We start from the raw sequence: 22,550 nt of genomic DNA, 5'->3' as shown, positions 1-22,550 counted from the left end.
CGCCTTTGGGGGAGGGCGGAGCTTTGTCTGGAGATTTGCTGATCCGAAATGCTGAGCTGCTGGTGCCGGAAGGGGATCCCTGGCGGGGGGATGTGCTGGTGCGGGAGGGGCGCATTGCCCAAATCGGCCAAAACCTCTCGCCAGAAGGGGTGGCCAAGGTCATCGACGCCGAGGGCCATACCTTGATGCCGGGGGTGATCGATCCGCAAGTTCACTTCCGCGAGCCGGGCCGAGAGCACAAAGAAGACCTGCAGACGGGATCCTGGGCCTGTGCCCGGGGCGGGGTGACCAGCTTTTTGGAGATGCCCAACACCGACCCGCTGACGATTGACCAAGCGACGCTGGATGACAAGTTGGCCCGTGCAGGCAGCAAGTGTGTGGTCAATTACGGCTTTTTCATCGGGGCCACTGCCGATAACTTAGAAGAGTTGCAAACGGTGCAGGGAGCCTGTGGCATCAAAATCTTCATGGGATCCATGCATGGCCCCCTCTTGGTGGATGATCAGGCGGCGCTGGAGCGGATTTTCGGGGAAACGGATCCCAACTTCTTAATTGCCGTCCATGCTGAAGATCTGTCTCGCATCAAAGCCCGTAAGGCCCTGTTTGCCGGACGCACAGATGTAGCCGTTCACTCGCAAATTCAGGACGAGGAATCGGCCCTGATCGCCTCACGGCGGGCTTTGGACTTGGCCACCCGCTACCGCCATCGGCTGCACATTTTGCACCTCTCCACCGGCCTAGAGGTGGAACTGCTGCGCCAGCACAAGCCGGCCTGGGTGACGGCAGAAGTGACCCCTCAGCACCTGCTGCTCAGCACCGCCGATTACGCCCGGCTGGGATCCCTGGCCCAGATGAACCCCCCCCTGCGGGATCCCCCCAATTCGGAGCAACTGTGGCAGGGGCTGCAGGACGGGATCCTGGATTGCATTGCCACCGACCATGCCCCTCATACTTTGGAAGAAAAGGCTCAGCCCTATCCCCACTCCCCTTCCGGTATGCCCGGCGTGGAAACCGCTTTGCCTCTGATGTTGACGGCAGCCCAGCAGGGGCGTTGTACGCTGGCGCAGGTGGTGCAGTGGATGTGTGAGGCGCCGGCCCGCCTCTACCGGATCCCCAACAAAGGGCGGCTGCAGGTGGGCTACGACGCCGACCTGGTGCTGGTGGATCGCCACACACCCAAACCGGTGCGGCGGGAAGAGCTGCTGACCAAATGCGGCTGGAGTCCCTTCGAGGGCTGGGAATTGGTGGGCTGGCCCCTAGTCACGATCGTGGGCGGACAGATTGCCTTTCAAAACGGCCAGGTGGATCCCTCGGTGCGGGGAAAGGCTCTTCAGTTTCAGCGCTAGCCAGGGATCCCTGCTATCCCGCAAGGGCTTCCGATAGCAGCAGGACAGAAGTGGCGCAGTAGCCTATCCTAGCTTCCCTCTCCCTTTGTGGGAGAGAAGCCAGGCCTGAGGGCGGGATGGCGCAAAAGCATCAGGAACGGTCTCAGGCTGGTTTGCCGATCACCACACACCTCGGCCTGCTGGGTCCGGCAACTCTGGCCCAGAAACTCGTGTTACTTTGAAAATGATAATTACTGATAATCAAAATAAATTGAAAACGGCAAGGGGGCCTCATGAAAGTTGCCTACGTGTTCACTCACCCTCGCTGCGGCACCTATAAGTTGGGCCAGATGATCCTGCCCCAGCTAGAAGCAGGGGTGCATGGAGCGCAGGTGGTGGGCATGTTCTTTTTCGACGACAACTGCTTTGTTTTGCGGCAGGGGGATCCCATTGGCGAGCGCTTGGCCAAAGTTGCCCAAGAGCAAAACATCCTGCTGATGATGTGTGACATGTGCGCTCTGGAGCGCAACCTAGCCGAAGGGGAACCCCGCTGGTGCGACGCTCAAGGACGCGGGCGCAGAGAGCCAGCTCGGTGCGTTCCCAAAAACGTCGTCAAAGGAGTGCAGGTGGGCTGTTTCCCTGACCTCTACGAGGCCTTGAAGGACAACCCACCTGACCAAGTGATTACGCTTTGACGGAAGGACCCCGACTTAGCTGACGGCCACAGCCGCCGGCGGCTCTTGGCTGGGCTGAGAGCCGATCTTGCGGAAGATCAACCGCTCGTTGGCTACATCCACCAAAATGCGGTCGCCGGGTAGGAACTCGTTTTCCAGCAGCTTGGTGGCAATGGGATTTTCGATCTCCCGCTGGATCACCCGCTTCAGGGGACGGGCCCCGAACACGGGGTCGTAGCCCACCTCTGCCAGGTAGTCCTTGGCTTCTTCGGTGAGCAGGATCTCGATTTGCTGATCTGCCAGCAGCTTTTCCACCCGCTGCATTTGCAGGCCGACAATCTGGCGAATTTGCTCTTTGGTGAGGGCGTGGAAGATGATCAGCTCGTCCACCCGGTTGAGGAACTCCGGTCGGAAGTGGTGCCGCAGCATGGCCAGCACCTGAGTTTTCATCTCCTCGTAGCGGCTTTCATCGGCCCCAATTTCCAGGATGAGGTCGCTGCCGATGTTGCTGGTCATGATGATGATGGTGTTTTTGAAGTCCACTGTCCGCCCTTGGGAGTCGGTGATGCGGCCATCGTCCAGCACCTGCAGCAGGATGTTGAAGACATCCGGGTGGGCTTTTTCCACCTCGTCAAACAGCACCACCGAGTAGGGGCGTCGCCGCACCGCCTCGGAGAGCTGCCCGCCTTCTTCGTAGCCCACGTAGCCTGGAGGAGCTCCGATTAGACGAGAGACCGAGTGCTTCTCCATGTACTCGGACATGTCGATGCGCACCATCGCCTCGGAAGTGTCGAAGAGGAACTCCGCCAAAGCACGGGCCAGCTCGGTTTTCCCCACGCCAGTGGGCCCCATGAACAGGAAAGAGCCGATGGGGCGATTGGGATCCTTCATGCCGGCCCGGGCGCGCCGAATGGCTGCCGCTACGGCGGCTACCGCCTCGTCTTGGCCCACCACCCGCTGGTGCAAATGGGCTTCCAGGCGCAGCAGCTTCTGCTTTTCCGACTCCATCAGGCTGGTGACTGGGATCCCGGTCCAGCGGGAGACGATCTCAGCGATATCTTCAGGAGTCACTTGCTCCCGCAGCAGCGGCTCGCCGTTGGTCTGCAGCTTGGCCAGGTGAGCCTCCTGCTCTTGGATTTGCCGCTCCAATTCCATCAGCTTGCCGTACTTGAGCTCGGCAGCGCGGTTGAGGTCATATTTTTGTTCAGCCTGTTCGATTTGAAGCTTGACGGCGTCCCGCTCGGCTTTAAGGCTTTGCAGGCGTTCGATAGCCTCTTTTTCAAATTGCCAGCGAGCATTCAACTCCCGTTGTCGCTCCGTCAGGTTGGCCAGCTCCTGCTCAATTTTGCTGAGGCGATCTCTAGAGGCAGCATCATCTTCTTTTTTCAGGGAGAGCTCCTCCATCTGCAGTTGCATGATGCGCCGGTCGATCTCGTCCAGCTCGACGGGCTTGGAGGTGATCTCCATCTTCAGCTTGGCCGCCGCCTCGTCCACCAGGTCGATGGCTTTGTCGGGCAGGAAGCGCTCGGAGATGTAGCGGTTGGAGAGCACCGCTGCCGCCACCAAGGCGGAGTCGCTGATTTTGACCCCATGGTGCAGCTCGTAGCGCTCTTTGAGGCCGCGCAGGATGGAGATGGTATCTTCCACCGAAGGCTGATCCACGTACACCGGCTGAAAGCGGCGTTCTAGGGCCGCATCTTTTTCGATGTGCTTGCGGTATTCATCCAGGGTGGTGGCGCCGATACAGCGCAACTCGCCCCGCGCCAGCATGGGTTTGAGCAAGTTGCCGGCATCCATGGCCCCTTCGCCGGCCCCGGCGCCGACAACGGTGTGCAACTCGTCGATGAAGAGGATGATCTGGCCTTCGGATTCAGTGACCTCTTTGAGCACAGCTTTGAGGCGGTCTTCAAATTCCCCGCGGTACTTGGCCCCGGCAATGAGAGCGCCCATGTCCAGAGCAATGACTCGCCGGTTTTTCAGAGACTCCGGCACATCTCCCCGGTTGATGCGCTGGGCTAGGCCCTCCACAATGGCTGTTTTCCCCACGCCGGGCTCGCCGATGAGGACGGGGTTGTTTTTGGTGCGGCGGGAGAGCACCTGAATGACGCGGCGGATCTCGTCATCTCGCCCGATCACCGGGTCCAGCTTCCCTTCGCGGGCCGCCTGGGTGAGATCGCGGCCATAGCGCTCCAGGGCTTCGTAGCGGGATTCGGGGTTTTTGTCGGTGACCCGCTGTTTGCCTCGCACCTCTTTGATGACCGGTTTGAGGCGCTCTACCGTCAGGCCCAGGGGTGCCAAGACCCGCTTGCCCACCCGCTCATCTTGCAGGGATCCCAAAAACAAGTGCTCCACCGAGATGAAATCATCGCCGTACTCTTTGCGAAACTCCTCGGCCCGATCCAGGGTGGTTTCCAGGCCGCGACCCAAGTAGAGCTGATCCACCCGCGCCAACTTGGGCTGCTGGTTGATGAAGCTTTCCACTTTATCCCGCACCAGCCTCGGATCGATACCTGCCCGTTGCAGGAGGGTTTGGGTGAGCCCCCCCTCTTGATCCAGAAGGGAGATCAGCAAATGCTCGGTTTCCAACTGTTGCTGCTGGTGCCGCCGGGCCACATCTTGGGATTGGACAATGGCGCTCCAAGCTTTTTCGGTAAATTGGTTGGGATTGGTGGGCTGCATAGGAGTTCGGCAGAGCTTTGCTACTCAGTATAGGAAGGCAATACAGACACAGGGAGCACCCTGGACTCTTTCGGGGCAGTAGAGCTGGGTGCCGGAAGCTCCGGTAGGATCTTCCTGATCTAGGTATCGCCTATTTTGCCAGAGCCAGAGTTCGCAACAACCGTCCTCTCCAGCTGCGATCCATGGAGGGATCCCCGCCTTATTCTTCTTCTTCGTAGGGACGGCCTTCCCCGATTACCGCCAGGTCAATTTGTTGGCGGTAGTAATCCACGTTCTTAATCTGCACCTCCACCCGATCCCCCAGGCGAAACTGGCGCCGACTCTTGCGTCCCACCAGCGCCTGCTGACGGCTGCGGTACTCGTACCAATCGTTTTTCAGGGTGCTGACCCGCACCAAGCCTTCCGCCAAGATGGGATCCACCTGGACAAAAAAGCCGTAGTTCTGGACGCCGATGATCAGGCCGGGGAACACCTCTCCCAGGTGCTTTTGCATGAACTCAGAGCGCTTCAGGCCCATCAGCTCCCGTTCCGCCTGCTGCCGGATCCGGTACCCCTCCTGAATTTTGGGCAGTTGCGCCTGGAGAAACGCCTGCCATTCCTCCTGCACCTTGGGCGGCAACACCTGCCAGTCGATTTGGCCGTAGCCGCTGGGGCCGTGCAGATCCACCACGGTTTTGGAGCGAGGGCTGCGGCGATCGCGTCCTTTGCTCAGGGCCAGGTGCAGGGCACGCAAATTGAGCAAGTCGGCATAGCGGCGCAAGGGGGCCGTAAAGGTGGCGTAGGGTTCTTTGAGGCCCAACCCAAAATGGCCGAGTTGCTCTTCCAGAGGCTGGAGACGATACTCCACCGGGGGCAAGGTGGCCAGCATCTGCGCCACCAAGGCCGGGCTCGCGCCAGAGGCCAACACATCGGGAGCGGTGATGCGGGCACAAATCCGCTGCCAGTCCGCCAGAGTTACGACAGCGGGATCTTGCAAATTCAGATCCAGCTTCATGGCATTGGCCAGGCGCAAAAAGCTCTGCAGGGCCTCGGCGGCAGGGGCAGGCTGCACGCGGGCCAAAGAAGGGATCCCCAACTGGCGCAAATGGTGGCCCAGGATTTGGTTGGCCAGCAGGAGAATTTCCGTCATCAGGGCATGGGCGCCGAGGCGATCGCTGATCAAGAGGGGGCCGTAGCCGCTTTCATCGGCAGAGTGGGGAGTGAGCAAATCCAACAGGGGCAGGTCAAATCCCCCCGCCTGGTGACGTTTGGCCCGCAGGATCTGGCTGAGGCGCAGCAGGTTTTGCAGCAGGGCCATCAACTCCGGCACTTCTTCGTCGGGGCCCAAGTCGGCGGTGGTGGCCAAAAGAGCCTGCACCTGACCATAGGACAGGTGAGCCCGCGATTGCACCAGGCTGGGGTAAATCTCGAAGTTTTGTACCACCCCTTCTGGGTCGAGGGTCACTAGCAGTGAATAGGCCAAGCGCTCCTGCTGTGGCAACAGAGCCAGGCGGTTGTGCACCTCCGGCGGAAAGAGAGGCAGCACCATCGTATCGAGGTAGACGGTGGCCGTCCGCTGCTGAGCCTCTTGCTCCAAGGGGTGGTCGGGATCCAGCCAATGGGCCACGTCAGCAATGTGGATCCCCAGCAGCCAGTGGTCATTCTCTTGCCGCTGCAAGGAAACAGCCACGTTGGGTTCCAAGCCGTGGGGATGCTGCAGATCCAAAGGCTCCAAAGTGATGCAAAACCAATCGCGCAGATCGCGGCGGCCCTTTTGGTCAGAGCGGCTGAGCTTTTTGGGCAGAGCTGCTGCTGCCTCCAACACTGGAGCGGGAAACTCCTGCGGTAGGTCGTACTTGCAACAGACCAAATCTGCATCGATGGAGGCCTCTGGGCCGTCGCCCAAAATTTTGCGAATGGTTCCGGTTGGGGGCAGATCCCCCAGCGGGTAGCGATTCACCTCCACATAGGCCACCCGCCCCTCTGCCAGCTCGACAGGGGATCCCTCCGTCAGGGCCAGCTCGAACAGCAGCCGGTCGTCCAAGGGCACCACCCGAAAACCCTGTTCCGTCTGTTTGAGGCGACCCACTAGGGCAGAATTGGCCCGCTCCACAACGGCCACCACCTCTCCCTCAGGGCTGCGGCGACGGTTGCCATCTTTGGTGACCCGCGCCAACACCTGATCCCCATTCCAAGCGCCGCTGAGGTTGCTGCCGTGGATGTACACATCCTCCACCCCCGGCTCGTCCCGAATGGCGAAGCAGAAGCCTTTGCTGGAACAGCGCAAACGCCCCACCACCAAAGATTCGTCCGGCTTGCGCCGATAACGGGGTGGATCCCCGGATCGTTCCAGAAACCCGGCCCGCACCAGGCCATCGAGGGCAATCTCGAGCATTTCCGGCGCTTCTGGGTCGGGGGACTGCAAGAGGGCAAGAAGAGTATCTTTGTCGGTCAATTGATCGGGAGGCTGAGAGAGAAAATGCTGAAAAATTCGAGAGAAGTCCATTTTGGGTATTGGCAAAAGAGGAGAGAAGAAGAGGGGTTAAGACATCGCAAGACCCAACCCGTTGGCGTTAGTCACGCTGGCCGGTGACGATAAAAGCTACCCGCTGGCCGATGTTGGTGCTGTGGTCGGCCAGACGCTCCAGGTAACGGATCGCCAGCAACATCAATAGAATAGGCTCGACCGATCCGCGAATGTCAGACTGCTGCGCCAACGTATTGTAAAGGTTAGTGTAATCTTCATCAACGGCGTCGTCTTCCCGCTTCAGTTGTCGGCCCAGGTCGGCGTCCAATTCTGTCAGGGCCACCAGGCTGTGGCTGAGCATTTTCTGGCAGCGCTGCATCATCACGCGAATACGACCCAGCTCCGGGGGCGGCGGGTACATGACCAAGCGCAGGGCCACTTCGGCCAAATCTTTGGCGTAGTCGCCAATCCGCTCCAGATCGCGTACCAGTTGCATCAGGGTACTGATCCAGCGCAGATCCCGCGCCACCGGGGAGCGCAAGGCAATCAAATTAATACAGTCTTTCTCGATTTGACGATAAAAACGGTCAATTTGCTTGTCTTGGGCGATCACCTGTTCGGCGGCGGCCAAGTTCTGTTCAAACAGGGCCTGCTGGGCCAAGACCACCGATTTTTCCACTAATGCCCCCATACGCAGCACGTCCTGCTGAATCCGCTTAATCTGAAGTTGCAGCTCAGCTTGCCCCATGGCTTTCTCCCATGGATGTGGGCAGGGGGGGGAAGGGTTGCAGTTGTTTTGGATCACCAGAGCCAGCTGATCTCAATCATGGCAAACTTCGCCTGGAATAGGGGCAGGGAAGATGGCCAACTTGGGGGAAGATGAAAATAGCGGTTGCCCTTTGAGGGGGATTCGTCTGTCTGGAGTTCTCGGGTTGCTTTGTCATTGAGACGGTCTCATGGCTCTCCCCCCTATCGTTGTGTTGGACGATGATCCCACCGGATCCCAAACCGTTCACAGTTGCTTGCTCCTCACCCGCTGGGATCCGCAGACTTTGAAGCTGGGGTTGCAGGATAGCTCGCCAATTCGCTTTATCCTCACCAACACCCGATCCCTGCCGCCGGCCAAGGCCGAAGAGGTGACGCGGTCGGTCTGCCGGGCCCTCAAGCAGGCCATGGGGGAGCTGGGGTGGGAGCGGGCCCTTTTTGTTAGCCGCTCCGACTCGACGCTGCGGGGGCATTACCCCCTGGAAACGGATGTGATGGCAGCAGAGCTGGGGCCTTTTGATGCCCATTTTCTGGTGCCGGCCTTTTTTGAGGGAGGGCGCATCACCCGCAACAGTGTCCACTACCTACGGGTGGGGGAGCGCTGGATCCCGGTGCATGAGACGGAGTTTGCCCGCGACTCGGTGTTTGCCTACCACCACAGCTATTTGCCGGACTATGTGCAGGAGAAAACCCAGGGGCGGATCCGGGCTGAGCAGGTGGAGCGATTGACCCTGGAGCAGATTCGCTCTGGCTGTTTGCCGCGGCTGCTGGCCTTGCAGGGGAATGTCTGCTGTGTGGTGGATGGAGAAACCCAGGCGGATCTGGATCGGTTTGCCCAAGATGTTTTGGCGGCAGCCTCTCAAGGCAAACGCTTTTTGTTTCGCAGTGCCGCCAGCCTCCTGACGGCTCTGGCCCAGTTGCCGCCACAACCCGTTCCCCCGGAACAGATGGGGCAGTTTGTTCGCTCCTCTCAACCGGGGGTGGTGATTGTGGGATCCCATGTGCAAAAGTCCAGCCAGCAGTTGGCCCGCCTTCTGCAGGAGCCAGGGATCCAGGGCATTGAGGTGGAGGTAAAACGCCTGTTGGAGCCGGGGGGAGCGGCCGAGCTGCTGCCTGGGATCCTGGCCCAAGTTCACAGCGCCTATGAGCAGGGTCTGACGCCGGTGGTCTACACCAGCCGAGAGGAACTGACTTTTGAAAAGGGCTCCGTGGAAAGGCGCCTGGCTTTTGGACAGAAGGTTTCGCGGTTGTTGATGGGCGTGGTGCAGGGGTTGCCGCCGGGAATTGGCTACCTCATCAGCAAGGGTGGCATCACCTCCAACGACACCCTCAGCACTGGCCTCGACTTGCCGGCAGTGCGTTTGCTGGGGCAAATTTACCCAGGGATCTCGATGGTGATCACCCCGGCAGACCATCCCCGCTTTCCCAACCTGCCGGTGGTGTTGTTTCCGGGCAATGTCGGCGAGGTGGATACGCTGGTTTTGATTCATCGTCGCCTCAAAAGTCGGGGCTTGGTCTAGAGTGAAGTTCCTCCTGCCGATGGCTGAAGTTGTCCCCCCGCCGGAAGCCTTGCCCGCCTCGGATGCCTGGTGGGGATCCCTGCGGCAGAGGCGGAGGGAGTTACCGCCGACAGTCGTGCAGCAGGCTTCCCAGAGCTTGGGCAGCTGGGAGGTGGATGTTGTCATTGCCGGTGGCACCCTGGGGATCTTCTTGGCAGCGGCTTTGGCCAAGCGGGGCTGGCGGGTGATCCTGCTGGAGCGCGGGATCCTGCGGGGGCGGGAGCAGGAGTGGAACACCTCACACCAGGAGCTGCAGGTGTTGTTAGAGCTGGAGCTGCTTACCCCGCCCGAGTGGGAGGCAGTCCAGGTTACCCACTACCCGAGGGGGCGGATTGGCTTTGGGGAGGGCCCCCACTGGTGGGTGGAGGGAGTGCTGAATGTGGGCGTGGATCCAGTCAGCCTCCTGGAGTTCCTCAAGCAGCATTTCCTGGCCTGGGGGGGCCAAGTGTGGGAGCAGACTGCCTTTCAAAGTGCCACCGTTCACCCCGATGGGATCTGCCTCCAGACCACCAAGGGACAGATCCGTGCTCAACTGCTGGTGGATGCCATGGGGCACCGCTCGCCCATCGCGGCCCAGGCTCGCCAAGGGCAGCCGCCAGATAGCGTCTGTCTGGTGGTGGGATCCTGTGCCCAGGGGCTGCCCGACCAACCCACGGGAGATCTCTTCTACAGCTTTACCCCAGCCCAGAACGGCTACCAGCCCTTTTGGGAAGCTTTCCCTGCCTGCGATGGGCGCACCACCTATCTTTTTACCTACTGCGACCGGGATCCCCGGCGGCCTAGTCTAGATCAGCTCTGGCGGGATTACTGCCGGCTGCTGCCAGCCTACCAGGGGGTGGAGCTGGCCCAGATCCGCTGGGTGCGCAAGCTATGTGGCGTTTTCCCCGCCTACCGCCGCAGCCCGCTGCAACTGCCCTGGGATCGCCTATTGGCGGTGGGGGATAGCAGTGGCAGCCAGTCGCCTCTAAGCTTTGGCGGCTTTGGCGCCATGTTGCGCCACCTGGATCGCCTACAGCAGGGGATCCACGAGGCCCTGGCGCAACGGCAGTTGAACCAGGCAGCCCTGGCCCTGCTGCAACCCTACCAGCCCAACTTGGCCGTGACCTGGCTATTTCAGAAGGCCATGATCCCCCCTCTGCGGGAGAAAACCTGGGATCCCAATAGCATTAACCGCCTGTTGAGCAGGGTGTTTGCAGCCATGGTTGCCGCTGGCCCCCAGGTGGTGCAGCCCTTTTTGCAGGATGTGGTGCAGTTTGGCGGCTTGGCCCAGGCCCTGTGGGGGGTGACGCGTCGGGATCCCAGCTTGGTAGCCAGACTTTTGCCTCGGTTGGGGTTGCCGGAGCTGGTGGCATGGGCGGGCCACTTTGGCGCCCTTGGCCTCTACGAGCTGCTGCAAAGGCTAACAGATCGCCCGGAGCCGGAAACCAACCCCCAAGACTACTTCTGGAAGCGGCGCCGCGAGGCTTGGCGCTACGGCTGCGGTCAAGATTACAAGTTATTTCCATAGTGATTCTGTAGATATTCTATCTGAAAATAGGGGCTTTGAACGAGCTTGAGACGTTCCCCTGACAATCTGCACCGCCGAGGCCCTAACTCGCAGTTTTTATCTCATTAGGAAGAGGAAAGTTGAGAGCCAAGGAGCGGTTGCACTACTGTAATTCAACATAGCTGCAATCAAGACACTCAAGAGATATCGAAACATTGTCAATGTGATCAAGCTCACCATTACGTTTCATGACGTTTGATATCCATAGTGGAAGAGTTGGGAATTCTTTATCCATCCACTCGTCAGTGTAGGAGTTAGCCATGGTTATTCTCGACTACAGCGATACAGACAGTGGCTTCTGGGCTTCGACTCCTCAGGGTTTGGTGGAGGTGATCAAGTTTCAGAATCACTTCTACGCCCTTCGGCAAGTGTACAAACGCGCCCAAGACGCGATATCTGCCTGTCGCGCCGACATTGAAAGGGGATTTCTTAGCATTGTGGTGCAGTTTGAGAATCACGCGGAAGTGTGGGCTCAACTGTCGCCGGGCGTACCCGTGCAGTCCCAACCAGAGGCTGCTCCTACGGGCAACCCTGCCAAGCCCAAGCTGACCTATCGCGGCCAACCGGTGAGCAAACCTTCCCGAAATCCCAGCCTCGCCCGCAGGCCCTTGCCTGACTCCCTCTATTTCCGCGGCGCGAAGATCGGCTAGACCGTTTCCGTTTGCCAGGTCTGGAGCGGTCGAGATTTCCCTTCTGGCCGCAGCCATCTGCGTTAGCGGTGCAAAGCACCATAGAGGCCCACCCCATAGCCCAGTACCTCAACCGGATCCCCTTGGCTTTCTGCCGGCAGTTGGGATCCCTTTCCCAACCACTGGGCCTCGTGGCTATCCAAAAGCTTCTCCCAGGTGCCGCTGGGCCATTGGGTATAGGTGACTAGCTGATCGGGGCTGAAGTTGAAAAGGGCAAGCAAAGACTGGGATCCCTGGCGGCGGTGCAGAGCTAGGCCAGAGTTGGAAAAGAGCTCCACTTCCACCCCGTCCCGCTCCAGATGCTGGAGAGCCGGTTGGGTTTTGCGCAGCCGGATCAGGGTCTGGTACCACTTCCAGAGAACCTGGTGGTGACCGGCTTTTTTCAAGTCCCAATTGAGCTTGGAGCGCAGGAAAGTCTCCTCAGCTTGGGGATCCGGCGGCTCTCCCTGCCAGGCAAAGGCGCTGAACTCGCGGCGGCGTCCCTGTCGTACCGCTTCCACCAGGTCGGGATCCCCGTGGCTGACAAAATACAGAAAGGGGGCCACCTCCCCGTATTCTTCCCCCATAAACAGCAGCGGCAGCATGGGGGCCAACAGCAGGGCAGCGGCAGCCAATTTGAGGCCCTCGAAAGAGGTGAGCTGGCTAAGGCGCTCTCCCAGCCTGCGGTTGCCCACCTGGTCGTGGTTTTGAATGCAGACAACAAATTGGGATCCCGGTCGCCCAACAGCGGAGTTGCCGTGACGCCTGGCGCGGTAGCAGGAGTACTGGCCAGAATAAACGTAGCTCTCCCGGTAAGCCTTGGCCAGGTGCTCCAATTCGCCAAAGTCCTGGTAGTAGCCTGTCTTTTCCCCGGTAAGCAGGGTGTGAAGTGAGTGGTGGAAGTCATCGCACCACTGGGCATCTAGCCCGTAGCCCCCTTGCTCTCGGGGGGTGATGAGGCGGACATCGTTGAGGTCGCTTTCGGCAATGAGAACCCTGGGCCGGCCAGTGCGAGCTTCTAGGGCATCCACCTGCTCTGCCAATTCCTGCAAGAAGGGGTAGGCGCTGAAGTCGTAGATGGCATGCACCGCGTCCAGCCGCAGCCCATCGAGATGAAACTCCTCCAGCCAGTACTCGGCGTTTTGTAGGAAAAACTCTCGCACGCCGTCAGAATAGCGGTCGTCGAAGTTGAGGGCATCCCCCCAAGGGGTGTGGTACTTGTCGGTGAAGTAGGGGCCAAAATCCCGCAGGTAGTTCCCCTCCGGCCCCAGGTGGTTGTAGACCACATCCAAGATGACGGCCAAACCCAGTTGGTGGCAGGCATTGACTAGGGCTTTGAAGCCTGCCGCTCCTCCATAGCTGGTCTGCACCGCGTAGGGGTAGACGCCGTCGTAGCCCCAGTTGCGCTCTCCTGGAAACTGGGCCACCGGCATCAGCTCCAGCACGTTTACCCCCAACTCCACCAACTCCGGCAGGCGAGGGATCAGAGCAGCAAAGGTGCCCTCGAGGGTAAAGGTGCCTACATGCAGCTCGTAGAGGATCCACTGAGACAGGGGGATCCCCTTCCACCCCTGATCCTGCCAGTCGAAGTGGGGATCCACCACCCGCGAGGGGCCATGAACGCCATGCGGTTGACAGCGGGAGGCCGGGTCTGGTCGCTCCACTACCCCTGCCTGGGTGTGCAGACGGTAGAGATAGTCCACCGGCCCAGGTGGGATCCCGTCCACCTCCCCCTGCCAATAGCCCTGCTCATCCCGCACTAGAGTAAAGCAACGTTGGACAGGGCTGAGCAGCTTCAGCTCCACCTGCTCAACCAAGGGCGCCCACACCGAGAAGTGATAGCAGCCTGAGCCCAGGGGATAGGCGCCCATCCGCCCGGCCTGGAAGAAAGGAGAAGCCTGCAACACAGAATCTATCCCGCAACTCGGCTTCCACTATAGCGAGCATGCCTGGCAAAGGCCGGAGAGTGGGTTTTTGGCTTCTCCTCTGCCATAGTGGAATGGGTCTCTAGCGCTTAGGTCTCATGCTCAACTACCCGCCCAGCTATCCGGATCCCACCGTTGTCGACATCTACCACGGGCAGGCGGTACCGGATCCCTACCGCTGGCTGGAGGATCTGGATTCGGAGCAGACGCGGGCCTGGATTGAGGCGCAAAACCACCTTACCTTTAACTACTTGCAGCAGATCCCAGCCCGGCAGCGGATCCGAGAACGCCTGACCCAGCTCTGGAACTATGAAAAATACAGCCAGCCCTTCAAAGAAGGGGGCCGCTACTTCTACTTCAAAAACGACGGCCTGCAAAACCAGAGCGTTCTCTACACCCAAGAAAGTCTAGAGGGCCAGGCGCGGGTTTTGCTGGATCCCAACACCTTCTCGGAAGACGGCACGGTGGCTCTAGCGGGCATTGCCATCAGCCGCGCTCGCGACAGCGGTGCGGAGCACGCTGGACGGTATCTAGCCTATGGCCTCTCCTGCTCCGGCTCCGATTGGCAAGAGTGGAAGGTGCGGGACATCGAGACCGGCGAGGATTTGCCGGATCACCTGCGCTGGATTAAGTTCTCGGGAGTAAGCTGGACCCTGGACGGGCAGGGATTTTTCTACAGCCGCTACGACGAACCAGCCCCGGGCAGCGAATACGAAAGCGCCAACTACTTCCAGAAGCTCTACTACCACCGCCTGGGCACCCCCCAGTTAGAAGATGTTTTGGTCTATCACCGCCCCGACCAAAAAGAGTGGGGCTTTGCCGGCGGGGTTACTGAAGATGGGAATTACCTCATCATCTCCGTCTGGCGGGGCACGGATCCCAAAAACCTCATCTTCTACAAAGACTTGCGGGATCCCCAGTCTCCTGTAGTAGAGCTCATCCGCGAGTTTGAGGCCGAATACAGCTTCGTGGGCAACGACGGATCCCGCTTTTGGCTGTTGACGGACTGCCAAGCTCCTCGGCGGCGACTGGTGGCGATTGACTTGGAGCAGCCCGACCAGGTGCAGGAGGTGATCCCCGAGGCGGAGGAGACCCTGCAGGGGGTTAGCTTGATCAACAATCAGTTTGTGGCCTTCTACCTCAAAGACGCCCACACCCAGATCAAGACCTTTGCTTTAGACGGTAGCTACCTGGGGGAAATTCCGCTGCCCGGGCTGGGATCCGCCAGCGGCTTTGGCGGCAAGCGCTACGACACCGAGACCTTCTACACCTTCACCAGCTTCACCACCCCACCCACCATCTACCGCTACGATTTCACCAGCGGCACCAGCACCCTGTTCCGTCAGCCCCAGGTGGATTTCGATCCCCAGGCCTACGAGGTGCAGCAGGTGTTCTACACTAGCAAAGATGGCACCCGCATCCCCATGTTTCTTGTCCACCGCCGCGGCCTGGCTCGGACAGGGGATCACCCCACTCTGCTGTATGGCTACGGCGGCTTTGGCATCTCTCTTACCCCCAGCTTTTCAGTGGGTCTGGTGGCCTGGCTGGAAATGGGCGGTGTCTATGCCCAGCCAAGTTTGCGCGGCGGCGGCGAGTACGGAGAAGAGTGGCACCAGGCGGGCACCAAGCTCAACAAGCAAAAGGTGTTCGACGACTTTATTGCCGCTGCCGAGTGGCTGATAGCCCATGGCTACACCAACCCCGCCAAGTTGGCCATCTCTGGCGGCAGCAACGGCGGCCTCTTAGTGGGGGCCTGCCTGGTTCAGAGGCCGGAGCTGTTTGCAGCGGCCCTGCCGGCAGTGGGGGTGTTCGACATGCTGCGCTTTCATAAGTTCACCATCGGCTGGGCCTGGATCTCCGAGTACGGATCCCCGGAGAACCCAGAGGAATTCAAGGCCCTCTACGCCTATTCCCCTCTGCACAACCTCAAGCCCGGCACTGCCTATCCCGCCACCCTGATCACCACCGCAGATCACGACGACCGGGTGGTGCCCGCCCACAGCTTCAAGTTTGCCGCTGCCCTGCAGGCAGCCCAGGGGGGATCCCAGCCCATCCTCATCCGCATCGACACCAAGGCAGGGCACGGGGCCGGCAAGCCCACCAGCAAGCTGATTGAGGAAGCTGCCGACCGCTGGGCCTTTTTGGTGCAGGTGCTAGGGATCCCCTGGGACGGAACGGGAAGTTAGCGAGCTCTAGGACCCAGGCCCACCCGACCGGCATAAACTGCCGCTTCCCCCAGCTCGTCTTCGATGCGCAGCAGTTGGTTGTACTTGGCAATGCGCTCGCTGCGGCAGAGGGATCCGGTTTTGATCTGCCCGGCACGGGTGGCCACCGCCAAGTCGGCAATGGTGGTGTCTTCCGTCTCGCCAGAGCGGTGGCTGATGATGGTGCGAAAGCCGGCTTGAACTGCCAATTGGATGGCCGAGACGGTCTCCGTCAGGGTGCCGATTTGGTTGGGCTTGATCAAAATGGCGTTGGCGGCGGCGCTGTCGATACCCTTTTGCAGGCGGGTCAGGTTGGTTACAAACAGGTCATCTCCCACCAGCTGTACCCGGGATCCCAGTTGAGCGGTCATGGCTTGCCAACCGGCCCAGTCTTCTTCCGCTAGCCCATCTTCAATGGAAAGGATGGGATAGTTGGCCAGCAGTTGCTGGTAGTAAGCCACCATATCAGCCGCGCTGTGGGCTTTGCCCTCAAAGTGATATTGCCCATCCTGCAGCAGCTCGTTGGCGGCCACATCCAAGGCCAAGGCGATATCTGCTCCCGGTTTGTAGCCTGCCTGTTCAATAGCCGTCATCAGCAGATCCAAAGCCGCCGCATTGGAGTCGAGATCAGGAGCAAACCCCCCTTCATCCCCCACACCGGTGGACAGCCCCTTCTGCTGCAGCACTTGTTTTAGTACCGCAAACACCTCAGCCCCGTAGCGCAGCGCCTCGCGAAAGCTGGCCGCTCCAATGGGCACAAGCATAAATTCTTGAATATCGACGTTGTTGTCGGCGTGGGCGCCGCCGTTGAGCACGTTCATCAGCGGCACCGGCAGCAGGTTGGCAAAGGGCCCCCCCAGGTATTTGTAAAGAGGCAAGCCCACTGCTTCCGCAGCCGCTTTGGCTGTCGCCAGAGAAACTGCCAAAATAGCGTTGGCCCCCAGGCGGGACTTGTTGGGGGTGCCGTCCAGGTCGATCAGCAACTGGTCAATACGGGCTTGGTTGAGGGCATCTTCTCCCTGCAGCTCCGACTGGATGGGGCCAAGGATGTTTTCCACCGCCCTCAGCACGCCCTTACCGCCGTAGCGTTTGGGATCCCCGTCCCGCAGCTCATGGGCCTCGAAGGTACCGGTCGAGGCACCGCTGGGAACCTGCGCCAAGCCCGTTGCTCCATTGGCTAGACCCACCAGGGCTTCTAGGGTGGGACGCCCTCGCGAGTCGAGGATCTCATGGGCGGTAATCCACTCGATGGCTGTTTCCACAGTTACACCTCAGCAATTGGCTAGATAGCTCTGGCCAAAGCCAGATCCCCCCATAGACTAGTAGGTTTTTGCCCGCGATCCGGTCAGCTTCCAGAAAACTTTAAGTCTGTCCTTCGGGCACAGAGATTCTTCAAGGCTGCAGCAGTAGATTGAACATAGGCCGGCCAGAGCTTCAACCAACCATCGAGCGGGGTTTGCCTAGGCAGGGTGCTGCTCAGGAGGTGTTCTCCTCTTCCTTCTAGGCAAAGCGATGGCTCAGCCGCATCGGGTCGTGTACGGTGATCTTCTTCTTGTGAATGGAGATGTACTTCTTCTTGCGCAGCTCTCCCAACAGGCGGGTGATGGTGACGCGGGTTGAGCCAATGGCCTCGGCAATGGCCTGGTGAGACAGCTTGAGATCGATGGTGACCCCATCTGGGCCAGGCACCCCGAAATCGCGACAGAGAATCAACAAAAAGCTGACCAGACGGGATCCCATGTCGCGATGAGCCAGTGTCTCGATCATCATCTCCGTTTGCAAAATGCGGGACGACAGGCTTTTAACCAGCAACATGGCCAGTTCGGCGTTCTCCTGTAGGGATTTCTCCACCTGCTCGATCGGTAGAGAGAGTAACTCGGTAGGTGTAAAAGCCACCGAGTGATAAAAGCGGTCGGAGCGCTGTCCCGTGATAAAGGAGAGCACGCCGAAGATGCTGTTTTCCCGCAGGAGGGCAACGGTGATTTCCTCTCCCATTTCGTAGACCCGCGAGAGCTTAACGGCTCCCTTTACCAAAAAGTAAACCCGCTCCGCCGGATCCCCTGGAAAAAAAATGGTCTTCCCGCGCTCGAACGTTTCGATAACCGGAGGATGGTGAGGGCCTCCCAATTGCTTGAAGGCTGTGATCAGAGATTTTTCCGCTACGGCCACCGCCATACTCATCAACCTTTTAAGGTCAGTTTATACCTAAGATCAACCTACTAAGATCAATCTAGAAGCATTAGGCTAGGTTGCAACCCATTGACTTCAGAATCTACGAGGATACCAAGATTTACCCTAAAGTAGAAGGTTCTGCCTAGGTATCTTTGTAGCACGCGCTACATTTTTAAGTCTCGTTGCTGCTCTCCAGCCAAAGGCAGAGGTTAGGATAGGAGCCATTGCCGCTGGGGGCTGCGCCAGCCCTTGGCAGTAGAGGGTAGGGTGGGTTCTATGGGGATCCCAGAGGTTATCGTTGCTGCACCTTCTCAACTGAGCCGCCAGCATTTCACAGTGCGGATGCCGGATCCGGCCAATCACCTGCTGGAGGTGGAACTGCAGATCCAAGAGGTGGATCCAGAGGTGCCTTTGCGGCTGCGACTGCCGGTGTGGACGCCGGGATCCTACTTGGTGCGGGAGTATGCCCGTCATGTGCAGGAGTTTCAGGCGGCAACTGAGCAAGGGATCCCTTTGGCCTGGCGGAAGGTGGACAAGAACACCTGGCAGATCGATCCGCCGGGCTGTTCTGCCGTGAAGGTGTGCTACCGGGTCTATGCCTATGAGCTGACGGTGCGCACGAACCATCTGGATTTGACCCACGCCTATTTCAACGGGGCAGCGCTCTTCCTCTACGTGCCCGGTCGCGAGCGGGAACCCTACACTTTGACGGTGATCCCCCCCAAGCCAGATTGGCACATCGCCACCAGTTTGCGGCCCTTGACCTCTCCTTCTGAGGATCCCACTTCCGGCCAGTCTTTTGTGGCGGAAGACTACGACGAGCTGGTGGATAGCCCGGTGGAGGTGGGTCCACATCGAGTGCAATCGTTTGAGGTGGAAGGGATCCCCCATTACTTTGTGGTTTGGGGGGCGGGCACTCTGGATGTGGAGCGGGCTGTCGCTGATGCTAAGGCGATTGTCAAAACCACAGCCGCGTTTTTCGGTGGGCTACCCTACGACCGCTACTGGTTCATTGTGCATTTGTCGCCGGGAGGATTTGGTGGCCTTGAGCACAAGTACAGCACCACCCTTCTTTACTCTGGGCTAGAGCTGCATCAGCCAGAGTCCTATCGTCGGTTTTTGGCTCTGATGGCCCACGAGTTGTTTCATGCCTGGAATGTCAAGCGTCTGCGTCCTCTGGCATTGGAAAAGATCGATTACAACCAGGAAAATTATCTGGAATGTCTGTGGTTTTGTGAGGGGGCGACCAGCTATTACGAAAACGTCATATTATTGAGGGCAGGGATCCTCAGTGCCGGCGATTTTTTAAAAGTTCTTTCCGAACAGATTGGCCGCTTGCAGCGTACTCCGGGCCGGGCTGTGCAATCGCTGCGGGAGTCCAGCTTCGATACCTGGATCAAACTCTACCGCCCCCACGAAAACACCCTCAACAGCCAGGTTTCTTATTACTTAAAGGGGGCTTTGGTCTGTTGGCTGCTGGATCTGCACATTCGCCACCTTTCCGGCGGTCAGGGATCCCTGGATACAGCTTTGCAGGATCTGTGGCAGCGCTTTGGTCGGTCAGAGAAGGGCTACAGCGACCAAGACTTGCGGGAGGCGTTTGAGCGGGCAGCCGGTGCCGATCTTGGCCGGTTTTTCTCCGCCTATGTGGAAGGCACAGAAGAGCTAGACTACAACACTTACCTACACCCCTTTGGCCTCACCCTTAAAGCCCACTTCAGCCGCCCCAACCCCATCCCATACCTGGGCCTCAATTTCAACGGCGAGGGCAATCGCATCAGCGCAGTAGAGATGGGATCCCCGGCGCAAAAAGCGGGCATCTGGGCCGGCGATGAGCTGGTGGCCCTGGATGGGTTCAGGGTGAGCGCTGCCAACTTGGCGGAACGCTTGACGGCCTATCAGCCCCACCAGATCATTTGTTTGAGCGTTTTTCAAGCCGATCAGTTGAAACATTTCTGGATCCCGTTGGATCCCCCTCGGCCCGATGTCTACACGTTGGAGGTGTTGCCTGAACTGACTCCTGCTCAAGAAGCTCTTCAGCAAGGCTGGCTGGGATCCCTTGTCGGCGCCCAGCTTCGGTCAGAGGTAGGTCCCCATCTGCTTGAAAATTCACCTATCTTCTCCTAGCATGTTGAGGCAAGCAGGTAATCCAGTTAACTGGAAAGAAAAGTAACAGCAGCAGAGGACAGGAGTATCTGATGGACTTAGTTTTGGTTTTATTGATTGGGGCAGCTGTTGGTTTCTCGGTAGGCATTTACGTTGCTCGCCAGTATGGGGCCAGTCCTAAACTGGAAATCTGGAAACGAGAGATTATCAGAGATATATCTTCGCAGCTAAGCCAACACAGCCAAAAACTCAACGACCCGGACAAAGCACTCATCAAGTTGAGCGAAGGATTGGTAGACAAGATTTCTCAAAAGTTACAGGAAAAGTTACAGGCCGTCCAAGCTACCCTTGAAGAGTTTAAATTTCGCCTTGCTGACAGCCAGCAAAGCTTGCTACAGGACTGGGGCAGAGACTTTCTACAAGCTATATCTGTAAAGTTGGCCGAACATGGCCAGCAACTGAACAATCAGCTAGCCATTCTGGAAAATCGAGCGACAAATCAAGCAGTAAGTTGGGACTCACAAGAAGTTGCTGTTGTCAAAGCGCTTGAGGAAAGTTCCCAGGAAGTCATTGATCATATCAGCCGTGATAAGTTGAGGTTAGCTTTATTTCTGTTTCTGTGGTCTAAAGGAATAAGAATTAAAAGCTTGGAAACCAAGGAAGCAAGTAGGGTTGGTAGCAAACTGAACAGCAAGCTAAATCAGATATCCAACTTTATGGGAGATAGATATTATTCAATTAGAAAACTCTACAAGTCGATAAAGTCAAACATGAACGAAGGAGAGGCTTTCTCCCTGATTCTGAAAGACGAGCCAAACCAGGTAGTATCAGATAGTTGCCAACTTGCGAATATGCTCTGTAGTATCGCCTTCTTGGAGGAGTACCATTATTTGAAGTCTCCTAGATCTATAGAAGCAAAGCCGAGCAGAGACCCAAATGCATTGAACTTTCTATCAGGAGGATGGCTGGAGCGATATGTCAAAGAAAAGCTAGTAAAGATTGCCAGTCAGCAAGGCAAAAAGATCAGTTTTTCTTACATCATGAATACTCAAGTTACTTTGCCGGATGGAAATGATTTTGAAATAGATTTATTCTTTTATGTCAATGATAAGTTTTACTGGGTAGAATCCAAAACGGGTGATTATCATGAAAGTATAGACAAGTACTCTAGGTTGGCTTCCAGTCTTGGTCTTCAGCAGAATCAGGCTTTTGTAGTCTTGACTGATGTTGATCAGGATAAGAAAATTAGCCTGTCTTCCAGTTATAAGCTGTCAGTAATCGGCGTTGACGATGTTGAGCCGACCTTTATCAAAATTCTGAAAAGTCATGTCCGAAAGAGCACCTGACAAAAGCTAGCTAGGCTACAATCTTGACAGCTTGTTCCATACACCACCAGGGATCCTCGGCAAAAGCTGGCATGGGAGTGCTGCCTGCTTTGCCCAGAATGGCCAGCCGGACTTCCCGATCCAGGCGGGATCCGGCCCCGTAGGGATCTTCTGAGGGAGGTTCCAGCCGTTGCCCCAGAGGGGGCATCACCATAATGCCTGGCTGCATGCTGGTGCTGCTGACCCAGATTTTGAAGCGATCCACCGCTACGTCTGTTCCTTCTGGCAGCTGCATCTGCAGCAGGTAGCGGGGGCCAGAGCCAATCAGCAGGCTCTCGTTGGGGCGTAAACGGGCAGGCAGATCTGGTTGATAGGGGTAAACCAAATCCACGCTGTACCGCCGCTCGTCAAAGACGGTGACATAAACATGCACTGGAGTGGGGGCTCTGTTTCTCAAGGCAATGGCCAGGTTGCGGCCTGCTTGGATTTGCACTTTCCCTTGGGGATCCCGCGGCAGGGGGCTCACTTCGGCAGGGGCAGAGCTGCTGGCCGGGGTTTCCAGTTGGAGAAATTCCACTTCCAAGATGCTGCTCAGCGCATCGCTGGCAGGTTGCAGGTTCAAAAGATTACCAAAAGCAGCCACGTGCTCCAACAGCCGCACCAGCTTGCGAGGCAGGGCCTGTAGCTTTTTCACCGGGATCCGGAAGGCCGCCAGAGCCACCTCTTCCCCCCGACGGTAAAAGTGATAAATGGCATCGGGCAACAGCTCTACCCGCAAGTCTGCTGCTTCCGGATCTGTGTAGGCCAGAAGCGGTGAGGCCGGCAAGGCCGCCAGCAAATCGGCAACGGGCATTTGCACTTGACTGGGATCCGCACAGGTGAAAGCCACCCGCAACGGCTGGAATCGGATAGAGGACATGGGGAAAACCTGGAACGGAGTCTGCCGTATTCTCCTGCTCTGAGGTTGCCAGGCAAGCAAGCCAAGCTCTATATTACCTGCTCATTACCTGCTCAGTTCTCTCGACTGGGCTGTGGCCAAGTCAGCTCTCGGCCAACAGACTCCCAACAGGCCATAGCTCCGTAATCAAACTTAACACCAAAGGCAAATGGAACCATTGGGAAACTATCCCGGATCCCATCTGCAAATGATCTCTTA

Annotated in this window: 15 protein-coding genes; 8 read left to right on the top strand and 7 right to left on the bottom strand. The window is 58.3% G+C overall.

The genetic code is table 11. From position 1 onward, the window contains the following. Positions 1-35: 35 nt before the first annotated feature. Both ACVWZG_RS01385 and ACVWZG_RS01380 read left to right on the top strand, forming a co-directional pair. Positions 36-1,346, top strand: a complete 1,311-nt coding sequence (locus ACVWZG_RS01385; RefSeq protein WP_457415156.1) for a dihydroorotase — start codon at positions 36-38, stop codon at positions 1,344-1,346. Positions 1,347-1,618: 272 nt separating this feature from the next. Further along, complete coding sequence (locus tag ACVWZG_RS01380; protein ID WP_414331634.1) at positions 1,619-2,020, top strand: SaoD/DsrE family protein; 402 nt, start codon at positions 1,619-1,621, stop codon at positions 2,018-2,020. 15 nt (positions 2,021-2,035) lie between these two features. Here the strand turns inward: ACVWZG_RS01380 and clpB are convergent, their stop codons facing one another. From clpB to phoU, 3 genes are all read right to left on the bottom strand, one after another. After that, positions 2,036-4,678 (bottom strand): ATP-dependent chaperone ClpB, encoded by a 2,643-nt coding sequence (clpB, locus tag ACVWZG_RS01375; RefSeq protein ID WP_414331635.1) that lies wholly within the window; start codon positions 4,676-4,678, stop codon positions 2,036-2,038. Positions 4,679-4,877: 199 nt separating this feature from the next. After that, positions 4,878-7,163 (bottom strand): ribonuclease R family protein, encoded by a 2,286-nt coding sequence (locus ACVWZG_RS01370; RefSeq protein ID WP_457404963.1) that lies wholly within the window; start codon positions 7,161-7,163, stop codon positions 4,878-4,880. A 67-nt stretch (positions 7,164-7,230) separates the two neighbouring features. Continuing rightward, positions 7,231-7,872 carry a phosphate signaling complex protein PhoU gene (gene phoU / locus ACVWZG_RS01365; RefSeq protein WP_457404961.1) on the bottom strand — a complete coding sequence of 214 codons (642 nt, stop codon included), beginning with the start codon at positions 7,870-7,872 and terminating at the stop codon, positions 7,231-7,233. Between the two features lie 208 nt (positions 7,873-8,080). Here phoU and ACVWZG_RS01360 point away from each other — a divergent pair, with 208 nt between their 5' ends. The 3 genes from ACVWZG_RS01360 to ACVWZG_RS01350 all read left to right on the top strand — a co-directional run bounded on the left by ACVWZG_RS01360 (position 8,081) and on the right by ACVWZG_RS01350 (position 11,644). Beyond that, positions 8,081-9,409: a four-carbon acid sugar kinase family protein gene (locus ACVWZG_RS01360; protein WP_457404958.1), complete on the top strand. Its 1,329-nt coding sequence runs from the start codon at positions 8,081-8,083 to the stop codon at positions 9,407-9,409. A 19-nt stretch (positions 9,410-9,428) separates the two neighbouring features. Continuing rightward, positions 9,429-10,955 (top strand): FAD-binding oxidoreductase, encoded by a 1,527-nt coding sequence (locus tag ACVWZG_RS01355; RefSeq protein WP_457404957.1) that lies wholly within the window; start codon positions 9,429-9,431, stop codon positions 10,953-10,955. A gap of 299 nt (positions 10,956-11,254) precedes the next feature. Continuing rightward, the gene (locus ACVWZG_RS01350) at positions 11,255-11,644 is read left to right on the top strand and encodes a hypothetical protein (protein WP_457404955.1); all 390 of its coding nucleotides are present in this window, start codon (positions 11,255-11,257) and stop codon (positions 11,642-11,644) included. A gap of 62 nt (positions 11,645-11,706) precedes the next feature. Here ACVWZG_RS01350 and treZ read toward each other — a convergent pair whose 3' ends face one another. Beyond that, positions 11,707-13,533: a malto-oligosyltrehalose trehalohydrolase gene (gene treZ, locus ACVWZG_RS01345; RefSeq protein WP_457404994.1), complete on the bottom strand. Its 1,827-nt coding sequence runs from the start codon at positions 13,531-13,533 to the stop codon at positions 11,707-11,709. 152 nt (positions 13,534-13,685) lie between these two features. Here treZ and ACVWZG_RS01340 point away from each other — a divergent pair, with 152 nt between their 5' ends. After that, positions 13,686-15,773 carry a prolyl oligopeptidase family serine peptidase gene (locus ACVWZG_RS01340; RefSeq protein WP_457404953.1) on the top strand — a complete coding sequence of 696 codons (2,088 nt, stop codon included), beginning with the start codon at positions 13,686-13,688 and terminating at the stop codon, positions 15,771-15,773. Here the strand turns inward: ACVWZG_RS01340 and eno are convergent. Together eno and ntcA are read right to left on the bottom strand one after the other, a co-directional pair. Next, entirely contained in the window at positions 15,770-17,053 is a 1,284-nt protein-coding gene (gene eno / locus ACVWZG_RS01335; protein ID WP_011434092.1) for a phosphopyruvate hydratase, read from the bottom strand. The two genes, ACVWZG_RS01340 and eno, sit on opposite strands and share 4 nt — an antisense overlap. 238 nt (positions 17,054-17,291) lie before the next feature. Next, complete coding sequence (ntcA, locus tag ACVWZG_RS01330; RefSeq protein ID WP_011434093.1) at positions 17,292-17,966, bottom strand: global nitrogen regulator NtcA; 675 nt, start codon at positions 17,964-17,966, stop codon at positions 17,292-17,294. Between the two features lie 273 nt (positions 17,967-18,239). On the opposite strand from ntcA, the gene ACVWZG_RS01325 reads away from it, so the two are divergent. Continuing rightward, positions 18,240-20,090 (top strand): M61 family metallopeptidase, encoded by a 1,851-nt coding sequence (locus tag ACVWZG_RS01325; protein WP_457404952.1) that lies wholly within the window; start codon positions 18,240-18,242, stop codon positions 20,088-20,090. A 71-nt stretch (positions 20,091-20,161) separates the two neighbouring features. Beyond that, positions 20,162-21,415, top strand: a complete 1,254-nt coding sequence (locus tag ACVWZG_RS01320; RefSeq protein WP_457404951.1) for a hypothetical protein — start codon at positions 20,162-20,164, stop codon at positions 21,413-21,415. A gap of 10 nt (positions 21,416-21,425) precedes the next feature. Here the strand turns inward: ACVWZG_RS01320 and ACVWZG_RS01315 are convergent, their stop codons facing one another. After that, a complete protein-coding gene (locus ACVWZG_RS01315) occupies positions 21,426-22,313 on the bottom strand; it encodes a hypothetical protein (RefSeq protein ID WP_457404948.1) in 888 nt (295 codons plus the stop codon). Positions 22,314-22,550 lie beyond the last annotated feature (237 nt).

Source organism: Thermostichus sp. OS-CIW-33 (assembly GCF_054059615.1).
This window is presented reverse-complemented; position numbering and strand designations above follow the sequence as displayed.